Below are 16427 nucleotides of genomic sequence, written 5' to 3'. Positions count from 1 at the left end.
TGGCGCGGCCAGCGCGGCCCCACCTCGAAATAGCTGTGCTATCCCGACAGGGTAGCCAACCAAACGCAGCTTGGCATATCGCCTTTAGGGAAGGTCTCAGCGCGCCGGACTGACGCGCTGAGACGAACAACGGTCACCACGCAGGTTACGCTGCCTTGACCGTGATCTTCTTCTCGGCCTTCTGGGCTTCGGCGGTCTTGGGCAGTTTCACCGTCAGCACGCCCTTGGTGAAGCTTGCATCGATCTTGTCGGCGTCGACGCCTTCAGGCAGCTGGAACGAACGCTGGAAGGAGCCGTAGCGGCGCTCGGACAGATAATAGTCCTTCTCCTTCTCTTCCTTTTCTTCCTTCTTTTCGCCCTTGATCGTCAGCGTGTGGTTGGAGAGCTTGATCTCGACATTCTTCTCGTCGATGCCGGGCAGCTCGGCCGTGATCTCATACTGCTTTTCCTTTTCGACGAGGTCCATCGCCGGCGCCACCGGCCAGTCCGCGCCGCGCAGCGACGGCAGTTCACGACCGAAAAGGGAGCGGGTCGAGGGCAGCCGGAAATCCAAAGCGTGGAAGTCGTCGAACAGCCGGTCGATTTCGCGACGCAGGTTCTCGAACGGTGCCGTCCAGTTGTCGGACCGGGCAGGGGCAGTGCCTTTCTCTGTCTTGACGGGGAGTTTGGTGGCAGCTTCAGCCATGGTTCTTCTCCTTTGGTGAGTTGATCGGCAGGTATCGCCGCCTCCACTCTTCCACCTTTAGGTCGCCCAAGAGGCGCTAGAGCTGGAGGTCAGCGAACCCGCTTGCCAAGTGTCGTTGCCGAATTGGTTCATTGCTTCGCGAATCCGCGGCCTTACCGCGATCTATCGCGCCCGCTTCACCCAGTCTGGCTCGACCTAGCAAGAACTGCATTAGAGCCGCTGCACGCGGGAAGCTCATTGATTGGGATCAATGGCGAGAGAAAAAGGCCGTCCGCCGGAGCGAAATGAAATCCGCGGTCGCCAAAAGATTGCGCGACGGGTTGAAGCACCGGCTCTCGGCAGCACAAGGCAGTCCGATGATCAAAGGTGCTGGCGCTCAAGTTCGGCGCAGGAGTAGCCAAGTGTCGACAGTCCATCGGCAAGATGGTCGGCGAGCAATGGCGTCCCACAGAGATAGTCGGCCACATGCTCGTTATAAGCCTGGATTGCCTGCTGGCGGACACTTCGCCATTCATCGGCCGAATGATCGTCGCGGCCCAGCCACATCAGGGCGACCAGGTCGATCTGTGCGTCGAACGAAAGCTCGGAAATCAGCGATTGCAGTTCTTCAAGAACCGGGTCGTCGGCATGATCCTCCAGGATCGCGGCGGACCGATCGTCGGAAGGATTGGAGGCGGGGTTGGGTTCAGTGACCGGATCCTTGGCATCGAATTCACGCGCCTTCATGATGATGAAGCATACGGTGTCGAGGGGGACTTCGAGTTCCGTTTCGCCATCGCCAACACGCTTTGCGACCCTTTTCATCATACCGTTTCCTTCAGTTGCTGTTCGTCTTCGCGTCCTCGCACGACGCGTTTGCCGAGCATCGGTCCACGTGTTTCGGTGACGACCGTGCAGCGTCCTTCCGGCTGGCCTTCTGCCTGGAAATAGATCACGACCCAGTCGCGCGTCTTCGCCAGTTCGTGCGCCAGCCTGGTGTTCGAGAAGAACGCGGTGAAATGCCACTTGTCATGTCGCGCATGCAGCACCGGCAGCCAGGCCTCGCCTTTCGGGTTGAAGCGCTTCGGTGCAATCTTGCGGAGAGCGCCGGCCGCTGCCTTTTCGCGATACAGGTGATCGACTTCGAGCAGCATCGACACTGGCGGCAGGGGTTGGGGCTGATATGCCCTTCTTGTGCGAACCCTGCCCAGCCGCTCGGCGAGGGCTGCCGCCAGCATCTCCTTGCGCCTGTGACCGATACCCTTGATACGAAGCGCCCCGCTATGAAGCGCCTTCTCCAGGTCTTCGAGGGTCTCGAGCTGACCGTCCTCGGCTAGGCGGTGCGCGTATCGTGGTCCGATTCCGGGGATTGAGCGGAACAGCGCCTCCGGCTCCATCTCGCCGCGCAGCCGCTCCAGCTGGGACCAGCGCCCGGTCGCAACGATCTCGGCAATCGCCCCCGCCAGGCCTGTTCCGATTGCCGGGAGGGCGACGAGCCCGTCACGTCCCTCCCTTGCCAGGACTTCGCTCACGGGCCGTTCCAGCCTCGACACAACATCTGCCGCCCTCCTGCAGGCCTGTGCGCGGAAACCGTCAGCGCCCTGGCTATCGAGGAGATCGGCAAAATCCCGGAATTTGCCGGCAACCCCGATGTTCTCGGGGAGTGGTGTCGTCGCCATCGTCGTCATGGGCTTGACGCCTGGGTCTGGCATCGCGGTCTGGAGCGGCTCCGGCATGACTTTCCTCGGCGCAGGAGTTCAAGAGTGTCGATTTGGCTCTCCTAGGCCATTCGACGCCTTGTATCCTTGACCCGCATCAATCCATCGGCGTTCGAAACCGGATAGAAGGAGGCATGCGCCGGTTCGCACTCAAGGCTCGAATGACTCCCCGCCGATTGGAGCGTTGGACACCAGCGTCATGGCAGCGGTGGATCACGCAGGGTGAGGGGAAGCCATTCGACGAGTGGGCGGCCATATCGGACCGTTGCGGACAGCAGGGCAAGCGAAAGTCGCCAACTGTTGAGCCAGATCAATGTGAGGCTCTGTCGAGGGTGCTTTGTTTTGGGTGGGGTGAAAGCCCCCGTACAACAGGAGACAGACCATGACGGATTTAACATTGCGTCAGAATATTCTCGATGAGTTGGAGTTCGAGCCGAGCATCGACGCCGCCCACATCGGCGTCGCCGTGGAAGACGGCATCGTCACCCTTACCGGACATGTTTCTTCCTATTGGGAAAAGACCACCGCCGAAAATGTGGTCAAGCGGGTCAAGGGCGTGAAGGGTATCGCCGAGGAAATCGAAGTCCGGCTGATTGGACAGAAGGGGACCGCGGACGACGAGATCGCCAGGCGTGCGGTCGATGCGGTCACCTGGAATGTCTCCATCCCGAGGGACAAGGTGCAGGTCAGGGTCCAGGACGGCTGGATCACGCTGACCGGGAAAGTTGAATGGCAATACCAGAAGAACGCGGCGGCCGAGGCCGTGCGCGGGCTGGCCGGCGTCGTCGGCGTTGCCAATCAGATCGAAATCACCCCACGTGCCTCGGTGCCCGACGTCAAGAAGCGCATCGAGGATGCGCTGAAGCGTGATGCGGAAATCGAAGCCCAGGCGATCCGCGTCAACGTGCAGGATGGCAGGGTGACACTTGAGGGCAAGGTCAAGGCCTGGTCCGAGCGCCAGGCAGCGGAACGCGCCGCCTGGTCGTCGCCGGGCGTCCGGGTGGTGGAAGACCGGATTGCGATTGTCTGATGGCTCGGCCCGGTTGACGCGGCGGCTCAAGCGGCCGCCGCGCCGATAGTCCGAGGCACGCGCCACCGCGAACTGCATCCGGCGTGAAGATCGCGGCCAATGATGGCGAGGCAACGCCTTCGATTTATGTCAAAGGAGAAACAACATGATTATGACGACTGGCACGCTGGTCGCGGTTACCGACGGCGAGAAGTTGCGCCTGTTTCGCAACAAGGGTCACGAGCCCCGGATCGATCTGGTTGAACTGAGCGAGCCGACGCTTGATGCGGCCAGCACCGGCTCGGGCGGCCGGCATCGCAGTTCCACTGCCAATCCCGACGACTCTCGCCTGCGGGAAGACGATTTTGCCGCTGCCGTGGCCGAGTATCTCAATCGCGAGGCGCTGACGGAAGCGTTCGATCATGTGGTGGTGGTTGCTGATCCGCGCACGCTCGGCGAGCTGCGCAAGCATGTCGAGCCTTCGCTGAAAGCGAAACTGGCGGGCGAACTCGGCAAGGATCTCGTGAAGCACTCAGTCGAAGCCATCGAGAACACGTTGGCAGCGGCTTGAGTAGCCCGCACGCCCATAACCAGCTGCTTTCGACGACCGTCGCGGGCCAGGCATGGCGGGATGTCGGCCTCACGTACTTACGATTGGGAAGGCATCGCTGGCGGCAGCGTTTTTCGCCAGTGGCGTCCGCCGCAAATCCCCGGCCAAGGATCTCCAGAGGGTCCCTGCACAACCATAGCTGTCAGCCACTGCTGCTAAATGAGCGAGAAGTCCGAGCCCAGGAAGACGAGAAATTGCCCTGTGATCAAAGGAATTCGCAGCACCGGACCGTCGTCGCTGCTGTCCTGAATCGGTGATCCCGTGACACAAGGGTGTACCTTCAGGATCGCTTTCCAGATCGTCGGAAAATCCGCCCCTTTGCTCTTCTCAGCGTTGCACGCGTTGAGAAGCCCCGTAACGCTGTCCGTCATTGAAACCACATTGCCTAAGTGCTTGATCCCAAATCCTATGAATGAACGCAGCTGGGACTGTCTTGATCTCGATCAAATTGCGCGGTTTGCTCGGATAGGCACCCAATCCCTGCCTTCCTTGCGATAATGGCGTTTCACGGCAGCCCAGGCGACGCGATGGGCTGTTTCCTCACGCTTTTCGCCTTGGTCGGCATATTCGTCCCAGGCGCTGTTGAAGGCGGCGCGAAAGATCTCCTGGGCATGCGGGGGCAGGTGGGTCCTGATGGGCGGTGGAAGATCTTCCTCGGTCGCATAAGGCATTGCGGTCCTCACTTCCAGGCCCAACCGACGCCTACGCAGGTGGCTGACGAACAGGCCAAGGCACGTCGAGGGGCGGCGATCAGTTTGACAGGAAGCGGCAGAGCTGGACGTCGTCGAGCAGCGAGCGGGTAACGCCGCCGAACACCCATTCCCTGATCCGGCTGTGTCCATAAGCGCCTGACACGACCAGGTCGGCCTTGGCGGAACTCAGGAAGTCGATCAGCTCGTCGCTCTCGTCATCGGCCTTCAGCACTTCGGTGCGAGCCGTGATACCGTGCCTGGCCAGGAAGGTCGCGACGTCCTTTATGCCTGCCGTCGTTCGGTCACCCGGTTCGGAATCGATAGTGACCACGATCACATCATCCGCCATCGCCATTAGCGGCACGGCATCGGCCACTGCACGCCTGGCTTCGCGCGTATCCTTCCAGGCGACCACGATCCTGCCTGTCGGTGCGTGGTCCGCGCCAGCCGACGAGATCAACACCGGCCTGCCGGCACGCAACGCGAGGCTGCCGGGATCAACAGTCCGATAGGAATCGCCAGACGAAGCCCCTTCAGGAGCTCCAGTGATGATGATATCCGCGCTTCTCGATGTCGCGACCAAGGCATGGTTGGGATTGTCTAGCGTGTTGCGCCATTCCGTCGCCACCGAACCGGCAACCAGGCTGTCAAACTCGACGTGGAGGTCCTCGAAACGCTTCTTGATGTCGTCCCTCAATTGCTGCCAGACCTCGGCGGCTATGGCGGCACCCTCGGGCGCCATCGTGACCGGCAAGGGTGCATCGGCTGCGCAGAAGCCGATCAACCGAGCCTCGGACCGCCTGGCGAGATCGATGGCGATCTTGGTGACCGGCGCGATCGGGCCATCTATGCCCACATTCAACAGAATGGATTTGTAGCTCATCGGTGACGCTCTTTTTCGGTATCGGTCGGATCAGCTGAAGCTAGCCCGTCCCGTGCATTGCAATCCTTGATGCCGATCAAGTTGCGACCTCAGGGCATACGCGAATCGAAATGCATGGTCTCTCCGTCCACCACGAAGGTCCCCTTGCCAATATGGTGCATGGTCTTTGGCTTCGGCTGCCCCGGGTCAACCCAGGCCTTCACGACCTCCAGAACGAACAGATTGTATTTGTTGACGAGCCGGGTATCGACCACGCGGCATTCGAGATTGGCAAAGCATTCTGCGACCAAGGGTGCGGCGACCTGCTCGGCGGGCAGCGGCGTCAGCCAAATCGTCGCGAACTTGTCTCTGTCCCGGCCTGAGCAGTTGCCGACCGCCACGACTTTCTCTGCCAGTCCTACAGCCGGAATCGCGATCACGCACTCCTTGGTGTCGCGCAACGCGCCAAACGAAAAATCATCACTCGACACGACACAGGCAATCGTCGGCGGTGTGAACTCCACCATCATGTGCCACGACATGGTCATGACATTGGCGCGGCCTCTCGCCCGGGTTGTCAGCAGAACGACTGGACCCGGTTCGATCAGCCGATAGACCTCGGCAAGCGGCAGTTCCTTCATCTTCGCACCCTCCGTTCTATTCGATATTGGCAAGCGCGAGCCGGCCGTCACCGGGCGAACGACCTGCATTCAGCGCGTCAGTTCGAGAACAAGCGGTTGACGGAGCCATTACTGAGCAGGGAGCGGGTCATGCCCCCAAAGGCCCATTCACGCAGCCGGCTATGACCATAGCCGCCGGCGACGACAAGGTCGGCACCCATGCCGTGGGCGAGTCCGACGATGGTTTCGCAAGCATCCCCACGATCCGAGTCCAGGATTTCCGATCTCGCCTTGATGCCATGCCTCATCATGTGCCGGACGACGTCGCTGACACTTTCGCGCGCATCCCGCTGGTTCTGTTCTTCGATCGTTGCCACGAGCACATCTTGTGCGCCGGTCAGGAAGGGCAATGCATCGGTGACGGCTCGCCGCGCCTCGCGGATATCCTTCCAGGCGACCAGGACCTTCTTGGGGGAGGGTGGAACAAGCCGGTTGGCCGCAATGAGCACAGGCCGCCCGGCCGACAGCACCAATGTTCCGATGTCGACCACCCGGTGGCGATCAGCGCCGGAGACCGGCGTTCCCGTCACGACGAGATCGGCGGCGCGGGCATGCAACGCGAGCAGGCGTGTCGGGTCCCCGATCTCTTCACGCCAGATGGCGTCGTCCCCGACGAGGCCCAGGAATTCCTCCTTCAGGACCTTCAGCCGATCCTCGATCTCGATCCGGCGCTCGCGCATGATTTCCGCCGCTGCCATCCCACCATCGTCACCGGGAACAAAGACATATGAATCGGCCGCGGCAAAACCGATCAGCGTGGCTTCGAAGCGTCGCGCCAACTCCAGCGCATAGTTCGTTCGTGGCGCTGCCGGAGAATCGACGTCGAGTTGAACCATGATGGTGTTGAAGATCATTTTCGTGCCCTCCGATGAGATTTGTAGCAGGATCACCTGAGGTCCGATCGTGCGCCTTGATGCGCATCAAAGCCTGCCGATCTCGGCAGGTCGCGCCTTTCGCCTCCATCTGAATTGTGGTCTCGCCGCCCTACATCGCCATCTCTGGTTCGAGGGCGCGTTCTTTCGTCGGTTCCGGTATTTCGGTCATGGTCGCTTCGGTCAAGAGCAGGACGCTCGCCACCGAGACTGCGTTCTCCAGTGCGATGCGAACGACCTTGGTCGGATCGATGATGCCGGCTTCGACCAAGTCGACATATTCCTTCTTTCCCGCATCGAAGCCGAAATTGCCGGTGCCTTCGAGCATCTTGGCAATGACGACGCCGCCGTCGACCGCGGAATTCTCGGCGATCTGCCGGACCGGTGCTTCGAGTGCCCGCTTGAGGATCTGCACGCCCGTGCGCTCGTCGCCTTCGCAATGCTCTTGCTCGTCGGTCACGGTCTTGATGCAGCGCAAGAGGGCAAGCCCGCCGCCTGGCACTATGCCTTCGGCGATCGCGGCCTTGGTAGCGCTGATGGCATCGTCGAGCGCTTCCTTCTTCGATTTCATCTCGGCCTCGGTCGGCGCGCCGACCTTGATGACGGCGACGCCGCCCGCAAGCTTGGCCAGTCGCTCCTGCAGCTTCTCGCGATCATAGTCGCTCGTCGTATTATCGATCTCGCGCCGAATCTGTTCGACACGGCCCTTGATCGCCTTTGCATCTCCGCCGCCGCCGATGATCGTCGTATTGTCCTTGTCGACGACAATCCGCTTCGCGCGCCCCAACTGCTCCATGGTGACGTTTTCCAGCTTCAGCCCGAGATCCTCGGAGATGACCTGTCCGCCGGTCAGGATGGCGATATCCTGCAACATGGCCTTGCGGCGATCGCCGAAGCCTGGCGCCTTTACGGCACAGTTCTTGAAGGTGCCGCGGATCTGATTGACGATGAGCGTCGCCAGTGCCTCGCCTTCGACTTCCTCGGCGATCACGAGCAGGGGGGCTCCGGACTTCGCCACAGCCTCGAGCAGCTTGATCAGATCATTCAGCGAAGCGATCTTCTTTTCGACGATGAGCACGAGCGCGTCTTCGAGCACCGCTTCCATCTTCTCGGGATCGGTCACGAAATATGGTGACAGGAATCCGCGATCGAACTGCATGCCCTCGACGACGTCGAGGACGGTTTCCGTGGTCTTCGATTCTTCGACCGTAATGACGCCTTCGCCGCCGACCTTCTCCATTGCCTCGCCGACCAACTGACCGATGAGAGGATCGTTGTGCGCGGAGATCGTTGCCACCTGTTCTTTCTCGCGACGGGTCGAGACAGGCCGAGATATCTGCTTGAGCGTTTCGATTGCCCGTTTGGTGGCGCGGTCAAGGCCTCGTTTTATGTCGATCGCGCTGGCGCCGGCGACGACGTTGCGTACGCCGTCGGCGAACATCGCATGGGCCAGAATGGTCGACGTGCTGGTGCCGTCCCCGACCATGTCCCCGGTTTTCTCGGCCGCCTGCCTGAGCATCCGCGCCCCAAGATTTTCCTCGGGATCCTTTAGGTCGAATTCCTTGGCGATGGTCACGCCGTCATTGCAGACTGTGGGAGCGCCCCATTTCTTTTCGATCAGAACCGATTTCGAGCGCGGCCCGAGCGTCACGCGTACGGCGTCGGCGAGTTGGGTTGCGCCACGAAGAATCTTTTCGCGCGCTGCTGAACGAAACAATACCTGTTTGTGAGCCATGACCGCCTCCGAGCTATGATGCGTCTTGGCTAACAGGGATGCGTTCAACCGGCTTTGATACGCATCAATCCAAGCGTCAGCGGTAGGGATCGGCGATGCTCAAGAAATCTGGCCGCTGATCCTCATCCACCTCACATTGGACGCCCAGTTTTATGAGCATTGATCACCATTTCCGGGCAATTGACGGTGATCAATGATGACCTGCCCAACTGCCTGCTTGATGCTTCCGAGTTCAATCAGGACGCAAACCGTGCGCCGATTTACGAGACGTCTCTTTCTGACAGCGGCTGCGCTTCCCGTTGCGCAGCCCAGCACGGCCAACTTCCTTGGGGATCACTATCCATGACTGCCTCTTGTCATCAAAGGTTGCGCACGGCCGGCGGTCCATTTCCCGCCAACTCATATGGGCGGCGGGCCGGCCGAGAGGAACCACGGTGAAACCCGTTCCAACACCTACAGACTTCGCAAGCAGCGACGCCTATTGGGCAACCGACCTCGGTGCGCTCCTGCAGCGCTTGGGGACGTCCGCTTCGGGGCTCGCCACCTCCGAAGCCACGTCAAGAATGGCAAAATTCGGCCGAAACACACCGGGCGTCAGATCCGGCACATCGGCTTTGACCCTATTTGCGGGGCAGTTCCGCAGTCCCCTGGTCCTGATCCTCATTTTTGCAGCCACAGTCTCAGCCTTCGTCGGCGAGGGCCAGGAGGCCGCGATCATCTACGCGATCGTGCTGGCGAGCTGCGTCCTGAGCTTCACCCAGGAATACGGTGCGTCGCGAGCGACAGAAGCGCTGAAACAGCGTGTGTCACACAAGGCCGTTGTCCTGCGGGACGGTGCCGAATGCGCTATCAGTTCCGAAGAGATCGTGCCTGGCGACGTGATCCGGCTCTCGGCCGGAAACCTCATTCCCGCGGACGGTGTCATTCTGGATGCGTGCGATTTCAATGTCAGCGAGGCGGTGCTGACCGGGGAGACGTTTCCAGTTGTGAAGACACCGGGTCGATCGCCGCCAGAGGCTTCCGTCGCACAGCGCAGCAATGCAGTCTTCACCGGCACGTCGGTCCGCAGCGGCACCGCAACCGTGCTTGCGGTCGCGACCGGTGACCACACCGAGTTCGCGTCCATCGCCGCGGCCCTCGAGCGGCGTATTCCCGAAACGGAATTTGCCAGGGGAATCAGGCGCTTTGGTTACCTGATGACGGAGATCATGCTGGTGATCGTCATCATCGTGTTCTTCGCCAATCTGCTGCTCCATCGGCCACTGATTGAATCGCTGTTATTCTCGCTGGCGCTCGCGGTGGGTCTCACGCCGGAACTTTTGCCGGCCATCATCAGCGTGACGCTGGCTCGCGGCGCCCGCGCCATGGCGGCCAACGGCGTCATCGTGCGTCGGCTCGACGCCATCGAGAATTTGGGCAGCATGGACCTGCTCTGTACGGACAAGACCGGAACGCTGACCGAAGGTGTCATCAACCTCGATGGGTGGCTCGACGTCGATGGCCATCCCTCGACGGATGTCCTCCTTTGGGCGCGGCTCAACGCCACCATGCAGACCGGGTTGAAGAATCCACTGGACGAAGCGATAGCCAATGCCCCGGGCGATGACGGTGCAACATTGGGGGCCTTCGCGAAAATCGATGAGATTCCCTACGACTTCATTCGCAAGCGGCTGTCCGTCGTTGCCCAGCACAACGGCGGGGGGTGCATTCTGATCTGCAAAGGTGCGGTGCAGAATGTCCTCGACGCCTGTGGTTTCGTTAAAACCACAAACGGCTACGAAGCCCTGGATGAGGCGCATCGTGCGGCGATCGACGCCAAATTTCGACGCTGGAGTTCGGACGGCTATCGTGTTCTGGCCTTGGCAACCCGTCAGTTTGAAAGCCAGACTGCCTTTGGCCGGACAGACGAGACCGGTCTTGCCTTTGCCGGTTTCCTGCTTTTCCTCGACCCGCCGAAGCAGGGGATCAAGCAAGCGCTCTCCGCGCTTGCCCTCAGGGGCATAGCAGTAAAGGTCATTTCGGGCGACAACCGCTATGTCACCGCGCATCTCGCTACGGCGGTTGGCTTGCGCGCCGACAGGATCATGACCGGCGAGGATCTGTCGAAGCTGACGAGAAGCGCACTCTTCGCAGCCGTGCGGCAGACCGACCTGTTTGTCGAAATCGACCCCAATCAAAAAGAACGCATTGTCGAGGCGTTCCGAAGCCGAAGCCATGTCGTCGGCTATATGGGAGACGGGATCAACGATGCGCCCGCCCTCCACGAAGCTGATATCGGTATTTCTGTCGACACCGCGGTCGATGTCGCACGCGAGGCTGCCGACGTCATTCTTCTCAGGCAGGACCTGGGCGTACTCGTGCGCGGCGTCGATGACGGCCGTAAGACCTTCGCCAACACGATGAAATATATCTCCATCACCACCAGCGCCAATTTCGGCAACATGATCAGCATGGCCGCCGCCTCGCTTTTCCTGCCGTTCCTGCCGCTGCTGGCGAAGCAGATCCTGCTCAACAACCTGTTGTCCAGCATTCCCTCACTGGCGATCGCCACTGACAATGTCGATGCCGAGCAGCTGCACCGGCCGCGGCGCTGGGATATCGGCTTCGTGCGGCGGTTCATGCTCAGCTTTGGGCCGATGAGTTCCTTGTTTGACTTTGCGACCTTCGCGTTCCTGTTGTTCATCGTTAAAGCGGCACCCGCTACGTTCCAGACCGCGTGGTTTATCGAGTCACTCACGACACAACTGGCGATCGTGCTTATCGTGCGCACTCACACGGCGTTCTGGGCCAGCCACCCAAGCTCATTGCTTGCCTGGTTGACTTTGGCTGTAGCGGTTGTCGCGATCATCATTCCCTACATGCCCATTGCAGGATGGTTCGGCTTTGTGCCGCTGCCACTGTCCGTGGTGCTTGGTCTCGTCGCAATCGCTGCGCTCTATTTGCTGGCTTCGGAGGCAACCAAGCGTTGGTTCTTCGGCCACGAGAGCAGGCACTCCCATCGGAAGGGAAGGTAGCTGATCGACAGAGGAAGACGATGCATTGGCCGCAAGGTTCGGCTTGCGGGTGGGAGTAGGGGGCTTGATTGAGACAGCTAACGGTCGGCAGGCTATTATCCTCCGTTCGAGATGCGCGCCGCGAGCCACCAAGCGTGCGCTGGCGCCAAATTGTGATTGAAGCCGCGACAACCACTCGATCCAATGAGTCTCTGTCCGGAGCGTCCAGCCGCGCTCGGCAAAGCAGGTCCGACGAACGACGGATCTTGTTTTCACCACTCAGCAGAGATGCGGCCACCGCGTTCGGCTAGCCATGACGGCAAGATCGGCCCGGCGGGTGACGAAGTGTAACCGGCTCCGGAATCAGCTAGTGCGTGGCGACTGCCGACGAATAGCGTGTAGCGGACTCGATTTCGGCTGAAACTTACATTTCTCCATCTCTACGCCCGACAGCAGAAAGTCGCATAAGATAGATTATGGAACGGGGCTGCGGTTTTGGCTGTGTTGCGTTTCTGCCCGAAACCGCAGTTTGCCGCGCTCAATATCCTATGGAGACTGCGGTTTGTTGTGTTGCGAATTCTGAAATCAAGCCGTCGTCAAAAGTCAGTCCGGTCTTGCCTGCAGATAGACCTGCGCTTTCGACTTGCCGATATTGATCAGGCCATGCCTTGCCGGCGAACCCGCGGAAAAACGCCATCCAGATACAGACAAAGATCGACGATGTTGCGCTCCATGACATGCAGCCGGAATTGCACCCAAAATGTCACGGCCAGCGGGCACGTCCTTGACACGCGTCAAAGTACGGATCGCTTCTGGCCACCATTGTGCCGACGATGATGATGATGATGGGACATCGGCAATTTGCGGAGCTGGCGGCGAAGGTGCGCTTTCTCAGCGATCCGGTGGCATACGGGGTTGGAACGACACATGTGGATGTTCGCGAGACGCACATGTCCTGGGTCTTCCTCACGGACGAACTGGTCTACAAGCTCAAGAAGCCGGTCAGGCATGCGTTCCTCGACTTCAGCACTATCGGGAAGCGGCACTTCTACTGCAGCGAGGAATTGCGGCTGAACGCTCGCCTTGCCGCCGAAACCTATCGGCGGATTCTCCCTCTTCGCCGTGACGCATCGGGCCGCTTCTCTCTCGACGGTAGCGGGCGTGTGGTCGACTGGCTGGTCGAAATGAAGCGCCTGCCGCACGGCGATATGCTGGACGAGCGCATCGCCCTCGGACGCCTGGCGGCGACCGAGATAGACGACGTCGCCAAAGCGCTGGCGGCCTTTTATGCGCAACGCCAAGCTGAAATTGACGACGGCGGCGCCTATCTGCGCCACCTTACTGAAGAGCAGCGCATCAACCGCGCCATTCTGCTCCGGCCCGAATTCGCGTTGGTGGAAATGGTGTCCGGCACTTTGGACACAGTAGACAGTCTGCTGCAGCGATTAAGGTCGCGGATCGAAGCACGAATCTTTCGCGGCGCGATCGTCGAGGGGCATGGTGACCTGCGCCCCGAACACGTCTGCATTGGTCAGCCACCCCAGATCATCGACTGCCTCGAGTTCAACCGGTCGATGCGCATCATCGATCCCTATGACGAGATCAACTATCTCGGCCTGGAATGCGAGATGCTTGGCGCGCCATGGATCCGGCCGCTCCTGGTCAAGGCTCTGGAGGGCCGGCTGCCGGACCGCCCTGATGCCGAATTGCTGGCGCTCTATGGCGGTTTCCGAGCGTTGCTAAAGGCCCGTTTGGGGCTCGCGCATCTCCTTGAGACACCTATCCGTCATCCAGAAAAATGGCGCCCGCAGGCGATCGGCTACATCAGGCAGGCGGAGCGCGAGATTTTCAGTCATCAATCCCGATCAGGTCGGAAATCGACCCCTGTGTGTGGAGACGCCTGATTGTCTTGCCGATCAGGCGACTGATCTGCAGAATGTCCAGGGGCGCTTGCGGGTGACGGGCTTTGGCAGCTGACGCCAAGTCCACGCTGTCAGTGACGGTGATGCGGTCTATCGCCTGGCTGCCGAACAGCATTTCGGCACCTTTGCCAAACAATCCGTGCGTGGCGATCGCATGAACGGTCCGGGCACCGCGTTCACGACAGGCAAGTGCTGCGCGCAGCATGGTGCCACCGGTGCTAATCATATCGTCGACGATGAAGACGGCATTGTCGACGACGTCGCCAGCGAACAGTTCGCCGGAAACCACGTTCCGGCTGCGGCGCTTTTCCATGAAGCCGAATCCGATTTCTTTACCGCTCTCTGCCTCCAGAACCTCTTTGAGCAGTTGCGCGCGTTTCACGCCACCGCCATCGGGCGAGAAGATGGTCACCGGCAGATCTCCGGCCAGTTTGCCTATCAGCGGAGCAAACAACTTTCGCGTATCGAGATGCACGCTCTCGCATCGAAAGGCGTTCTGGAACGCGGCGAAATTGTGGACGTCGAGCGTGACGATCCGGTCGGTGCCCATAGCCTCGAAGAGTTGCGCGACATAGCGCGTGGTGACGGGATCGCGCGCCTTGGTTTGCCGGTCCTTGCGTGCATAGGCGAGATAGGGAACGACCGCCGTTGCACGCGCAGCACCGTTCTCCTTGCATGTCGCCAGGAAGAAAAGGAGCTTGCACAGTCTGTCGTTGGCAGAGGCTCCGCCACTTCCAGCCAGACTGTGCAACACATAGACATCCCTGCCGCGTACACTGACCAGCGGGCGAGCCTTGTGTTCCCCATCCTCGAAATCTCTCTCTTCATGTGGGTCGAGTTCGATCGAAAGCACTTGCGCTACGGCCGCGCCAAGTTGTTCCGAGCCTTTGAGAGCGAAGAAACGCATGTTTCCTTCTAACCGGTTTGGAGAACTGATGGATTGACGCGCGTCAAGGATGCGAGCCGCCGCATGGCCTGGGAATCCTATCGGCCATCTTCAACACTTGCGTAGGGGAGAACCGTGCCGGAGCCGCGGCAAGATCGTGAGACCGAACCCGGGTGTCAGGCCAATGAAATGGCAGACCTTGCAGAACGTGGCAGCTCAACATCGGGAACTTGCCGCTGATCACCGTTCGGAAGCCGAGGAGCGCTATGGACCCGCAGCACCTGCGACAATCGCTTCGTGCGTTGGCGCAAAGCAGGCGTGTGGGATCGACTTCTTGGATCTCGCAGAGCTTGATGCCGACAGATTTGGGTCTGCGATCACCTTGGCTGTGCGGTCTTCGACAGAGAAGCCATCGGCCTTCGTCGTCTCGGGAGCATTATTTGCAATCCATCGGGTGATCCACCTTGCTCAGGAAGCCTCAAGCTTGATTGCCTCGGCTGGTGGTCCTCAGCGCACCTGATCGGCGCGCTATAGCCCTCAGTGCCAATGGCGATCGCCTGTTTATATTGGTACGCCGCCGCGGCCGGAATTCGTCCTCTCTGTCCACGGCAGCACCGTGCTTACGTCTTCCAGAATCTTGACTGATCGGGCAAACCCGGCGAATGCGTCGCGCGCAACGGAAAGTGGCACGTAACCATCATAGGCGCGCTGACAGGCACGAATAGCAGTCTGGTAGATCGGCCCCCGTCGGCTCTCCGGCCACTTTTCAAGGAACTGGAAAGCATCAGCCAAGCTTTCAATCTCCTCGATAATATGCTGCCCGTTCTTGACCAAAACGGGCCTATCGAAAATCTTGCCGTTCATAGGCTCCTCCAACTATTAAGTTGAGACGAACTATTCCCGACTTGGCTTGGCTATCGGCTCAACACTATCAAGAATGACCTGACCCTGCAGCGAGGGATGAAACCCGCGGGTTCAATGCCCGGTCGATGTGGTGCTCATCGATCGTCTTCAGACAATTTCATCTCGCCAGTACTCAAGCGGGCCTCATCCCAAGGAACGTGAAATAGATAGTCCGGCTGTTTCAGGCCAACGAAAGACCGGCGAGCAACACCGCGACCAAGATTGAAACAGGGACCGCCAGAAGCAGTCCAGCCTCGACCATGCGCGTCTCCTTGTCGCCAAACATCAGGTTTGTCCTTTCCACGTTTCCTTTTTATGGGCAGCAGGCGCCAGCGATTTCCACGACCTGTAACGCAAGCGCAGCTCGCAAAATTTTGTAAGAAAATATCTCGAAGTAGGGTTGGCGCCATTGATCCAAATCAATGGCAGTGCCGTGGCGCCTGGAGAGATTGTTCCCCAAATGAGGGGCTCTAGATGCTGGACGAAGCGATTCGGTTCCACTCCTGAGTGACCGCTTGGCGCAACGCTGACTGTCGTCGCCTCGACCGGCTCTGCTCAAGGGCGATATTATCGAACGGTCGGCGTGGATGAATTTGCGGCCGTTCATCACCATCACCACCTCGCATGTGGGAGCGGCCGGCGCCTTCATTGGGGTAGAGTGGGCGAAGGCGCCGGCCTACCGGGGCGCATGTTGGGGCAACGCGCTCCGATTTCAGGAGGAGATCTGCTTTTTCGAGGGCTCCGAAATCGCAATTATCAAGTGAAGGTGGGTAGCCAGTCACCAATCAAGGTGCGCCCCCCCTTGTCGGTGTTACGGCGAGATTGGGCTGCTGCCGGTTTTTCGGACACGAGGTTAAGCTAGCATAGCTTGTTCCTCGAAC

At 60.0% G+C, this 16427-nt stretch carries 16 protein-coding genes; 5 read left to right on the top strand and 11 right to left on the bottom strand.

Features of this window, described 5'->3' with window-relative positions; translation table 11 throughout:
- Positions 1 to 145: 145 nt before the first annotated feature.
- The 3 genes from QQK95_RS04620 to QQK95_RS04610 form a co-directional block, all read right to left on the bottom strand.
- Positions 146 to 685 (bottom strand): Hsp20/alpha crystallin family protein, encoded by a 540-nt coding sequence (locus QQK95_RS04620; RefSeq protein ID WP_284269459.1) that lies wholly within the window; start codon positions 683 to 685, stop codon positions 146 to 148.
- A gap of 360 nt (positions 686 to 1045) precedes the next feature.
- Complete coding sequence (locus QQK95_RS04615) at positions 1046 to 1489, bottom strand: DUF3775 domain-containing protein (RefSeq protein WP_284269457.1); 444 nt, start codon at positions 1487 to 1489, stop codon at positions 1046 to 1048.
- Positions 1489 to 2352, bottom strand: coding sequence for a nucleotidyltransferase family protein (locus QQK95_RS04610; RefSeq protein ID WP_284269455.1), 864 nt, complete (start codon positions 2350 to 2352; stop codon positions 1489 to 1491). The genes QQK95_RS04615 and QQK95_RS04610 overlap by 1 nt, the downstream gene beginning before the upstream one ends.
- Positions 2353 to 2764: 412 nt before the next feature.
- Here QQK95_RS04610 and QQK95_RS04605 point away from each other — a divergent pair, with 412 nt between their 5' ends.
- Together QQK95_RS04605 and QQK95_RS04600 are read left to right on the top strand one after the other, a co-directional pair.
- Positions 2765 to 3412: a BON domain-containing protein gene (locus QQK95_RS04605; protein WP_284269453.1), complete on the top strand. Its 648-nt coding sequence runs from the start codon at positions 2765 to 2767 to the stop codon at positions 3410 to 3412.
- Positions 3413 to 3563: 151 nt separating this feature from the next.
- On the top strand, positions 3564 to 3962 hold the full coding sequence (locus QQK95_RS04600) for a host attachment family protein (protein ID WP_322791209.1): 399 nt from the start codon (positions 3564 to 3566) through the stop codon (positions 3960 to 3962).
- A 194-nt stretch (positions 3963 to 4156) separates the two neighbouring features.
- Here QQK95_RS04600 and QQK95_RS04595 read toward each other — a convergent pair whose 3' ends face one another.
- The 6 genes from QQK95_RS04595 to groL form a co-directional block, all read right to left on the bottom strand.
- Complete coding sequence (locus QQK95_RS04595) at positions 4157 to 4372, bottom strand: hypothetical protein (protein ID WP_284269448.1); 216 nt, start codon at positions 4370 to 4372, stop codon at positions 4157 to 4159.
- A gap of 72 nt (positions 4373 to 4444) precedes the next feature.
- Positions 4445 to 4672 carry a ChaB family protein gene (locus QQK95_RS04590; protein ID WP_284269446.1) on the bottom strand — a complete coding sequence of 76 codons (228 nt, stop codon included), beginning with the start codon at positions 4670 to 4672 and terminating at the stop codon, positions 4445 to 4447.
- A 79-nt stretch (positions 4673 to 4751) separates the two neighbouring features.
- Positions 4752 to 5576: a universal stress protein gene (locus tag QQK95_RS04585; protein ID WP_284269444.1), complete on the bottom strand. Its 825-nt coding sequence runs from the start codon at positions 5574 to 5576 to the stop codon at positions 4752 to 4754.
- Positions 5577 to 5665: 89 nt separating this feature from the next.
- On the bottom strand, positions 5666 to 6196 hold the full coding sequence (locus QQK95_RS04580) for a flavin reductase family protein (RefSeq protein WP_284269442.1): 531 nt from the start codon (positions 6194 to 6196) through the stop codon (positions 5666 to 5668).
- A gap of 77 nt (positions 6197 to 6273) precedes the next feature.
- Entirely contained in the window at positions 6274 to 7089 is an 816-nt protein-coding gene (locus QQK95_RS04575) for a universal stress protein (protein ID WP_284269440.1), read from the bottom strand.
- Between the two features lie 130 nt (positions 7090 to 7219).
- Positions 7220 to 8842, bottom strand: a complete 1623-nt coding sequence (gene groL, locus QQK95_RS04570) for a chaperonin GroEL (protein ID WP_284269438.1) — start codon at positions 8840 to 8842, stop codon at positions 7220 to 7222.
- Between the two features lie 434 nt (positions 8843 to 9276).
- Between groL and mgtA the strand changes: the two genes are divergently transcribed.
- A complete protein-coding gene (mgtA, locus tag QQK95_RS04565; protein ID WP_284269437.1) occupies positions 9277 to 11856 on the top strand; it encodes a magnesium-translocating P-type ATPase in 2580 nt (859 codons plus the stop codon).
- An 812-nt stretch (positions 11857 to 12668) separates the two neighbouring features.
- On the top strand, positions 12669 to 13739 hold the full coding sequence (locus QQK95_RS04560; RefSeq protein WP_284269541.1) for a hypothetical protein: 1071 nt from the start codon (positions 12669 to 12671) through the stop codon (positions 13737 to 13739).
- On the opposite strand, the gene QQK95_RS04555 is transcribed toward QQK95_RS04560, so the two are convergent.
- Complete coding sequence (locus QQK95_RS04555; RefSeq protein ID WP_284269436.1) at positions 13684 to 14664, bottom strand: ribose-phosphate diphosphokinase; 981 nt, start codon at positions 14662 to 14664, stop codon at positions 13684 to 13686. The two genes, QQK95_RS04560 and QQK95_RS04555, sit on opposite strands and share 56 nt — an antisense overlap.
- Positions 14665 to 14827: 163 nt before the next feature.
- Between QQK95_RS04555 and QQK95_RS33575 the strand changes: the two genes are divergently transcribed.
- Positions 14828 to 15163 carry a hypothetical protein gene (locus tag QQK95_RS33575; protein ID WP_457920535.1) on the top strand — a complete coding sequence of 112 codons (336 nt, stop codon included), beginning with the start codon at positions 14828 to 14830 and terminating at the stop codon, positions 15161 to 15163.
- 41 nt (positions 15164 to 15204) lie between these two features.
- Here QQK95_RS33575 and QQK95_RS04545 read toward each other — a convergent pair whose 3' ends face one another.
- Positions 15205 to 15507, bottom strand: a complete 303-nt coding sequence (locus tag QQK95_RS04545; protein WP_284269435.1) for a DUF982 domain-containing protein — start codon at positions 15505 to 15507, stop codon at positions 15205 to 15207.
- Positions 15508 to 16427: the final 920 nt, after the last annotated feature.

It is taken from the genome of Mesorhizobium huakuii (assembly GCF_030160235.1).
Classification (GTDB): domain Bacteria; phylum Pseudomonadota; class Alphaproteobacteria; order Rhizobiales; family Rhizobiaceae; genus Mesorhizobium; species Mesorhizobium huakuii.
This window is presented reverse-complemented; position numbering and strand designations above follow the sequence as displayed.

Bases quoted from the DNA above. Each gene is read 5' to 3' on its own strand.
- QQK95_RS04620 (WP_284269459.1), bottom strand. From the start codon at position 685: ATGGCTGAAGCTGCCACCAAACTCCCCGTCAAGACAGAGAAAGGCACT.
- QQK95_RS04615 (WP_284269457.1), bottom strand. From the start codon at position 1,489: ATGAAAAGGGTCGCAAAGCGTGTTGGCGATGGCGAAACGGAACTCGAA.
- QQK95_RS04610 (WP_284269455.1), bottom strand. From the start codon at position 2,352: ATGACGACGATGGCGACGACACCACTCCCCGAGAACATCGGGGTTGCC.
- QQK95_RS04605 (WP_284269453.1), top strand. From the start codon at position 2,765: ATGACGGATTTAACATTGCGTCAGAATATTCTCGATGAGTTGGAGTTC.
- QQK95_RS04600 (WP_322791209.1), top strand. From the start codon at position 3,564: ATGACGACTGGCACGCTGGTCGCGGTTACCGACGGCGAGAAGTTGCGC.
- QQK95_RS04595 (WP_284269448.1), bottom strand. From the start codon at position 4,372: ATGACGGACAGCGTTACGGGGCTTCTCAACGCGTGCAACGCTGAGAAG.
- QQK95_RS04590 (WP_284269446.1), bottom strand. From the start codon at position 4,672: ATGCCTTATGCGACCGAGGAAGATCTTCCACCGCCCATCAGGACCCAC.
- QQK95_RS04585 (WP_284269444.1), bottom strand. From the start codon at position 5,576: ATGAGCTACAAATCCATTCTGTTGAATGTGGGCATAGATGGCCCGATC.
- QQK95_RS04580 (WP_284269442.1), bottom strand. From the start codon at position 6,196: ATGAAGGAACTGCCGCTTGCCGAGGTCTATCGGCTGATCGAACCGGGT.
- QQK95_RS04575 (WP_284269440.1), bottom strand. From the start codon at position 7,089: ATGATCTTCAACACCATCATGGTTCAACTCGACGTCGATTCTCCGGCA.
- groL (WP_284269438.1), bottom strand. From the start codon at position 8,842: ATGGCTCACAAACAGGTATTGTTTCGTTCAGCAGCGCGCGAAAAGATT.
- QQK95_RS04560 (WP_284269541.1), top strand. From the start codon at position 12,669: ATGATGATGATGATGGGACATCGGCAATTTGCGGAGCTGGCGGCGAAG.
- QQK95_RS04555 (WP_284269436.1), bottom strand. From the start codon at position 14,664: ATGCGTTTCTTCGCTCTCAAAGGCTCGGAACAACTTGGCGCGGCCGTA.
- QQK95_RS33575 (WP_457920535.1), top strand. From the start codon at position 14,828: ATGAAATGGCAGACCTTGCAGAACGTGGCAGCTCAACATCGGGAACTT.
- QQK95_RS04545 (WP_284269435.1), bottom strand. From the start codon at position 15,507: ATGAACGGCAAGATTTTCGATAGGCCCGTTTTGGTCAAGAACGGGCAG.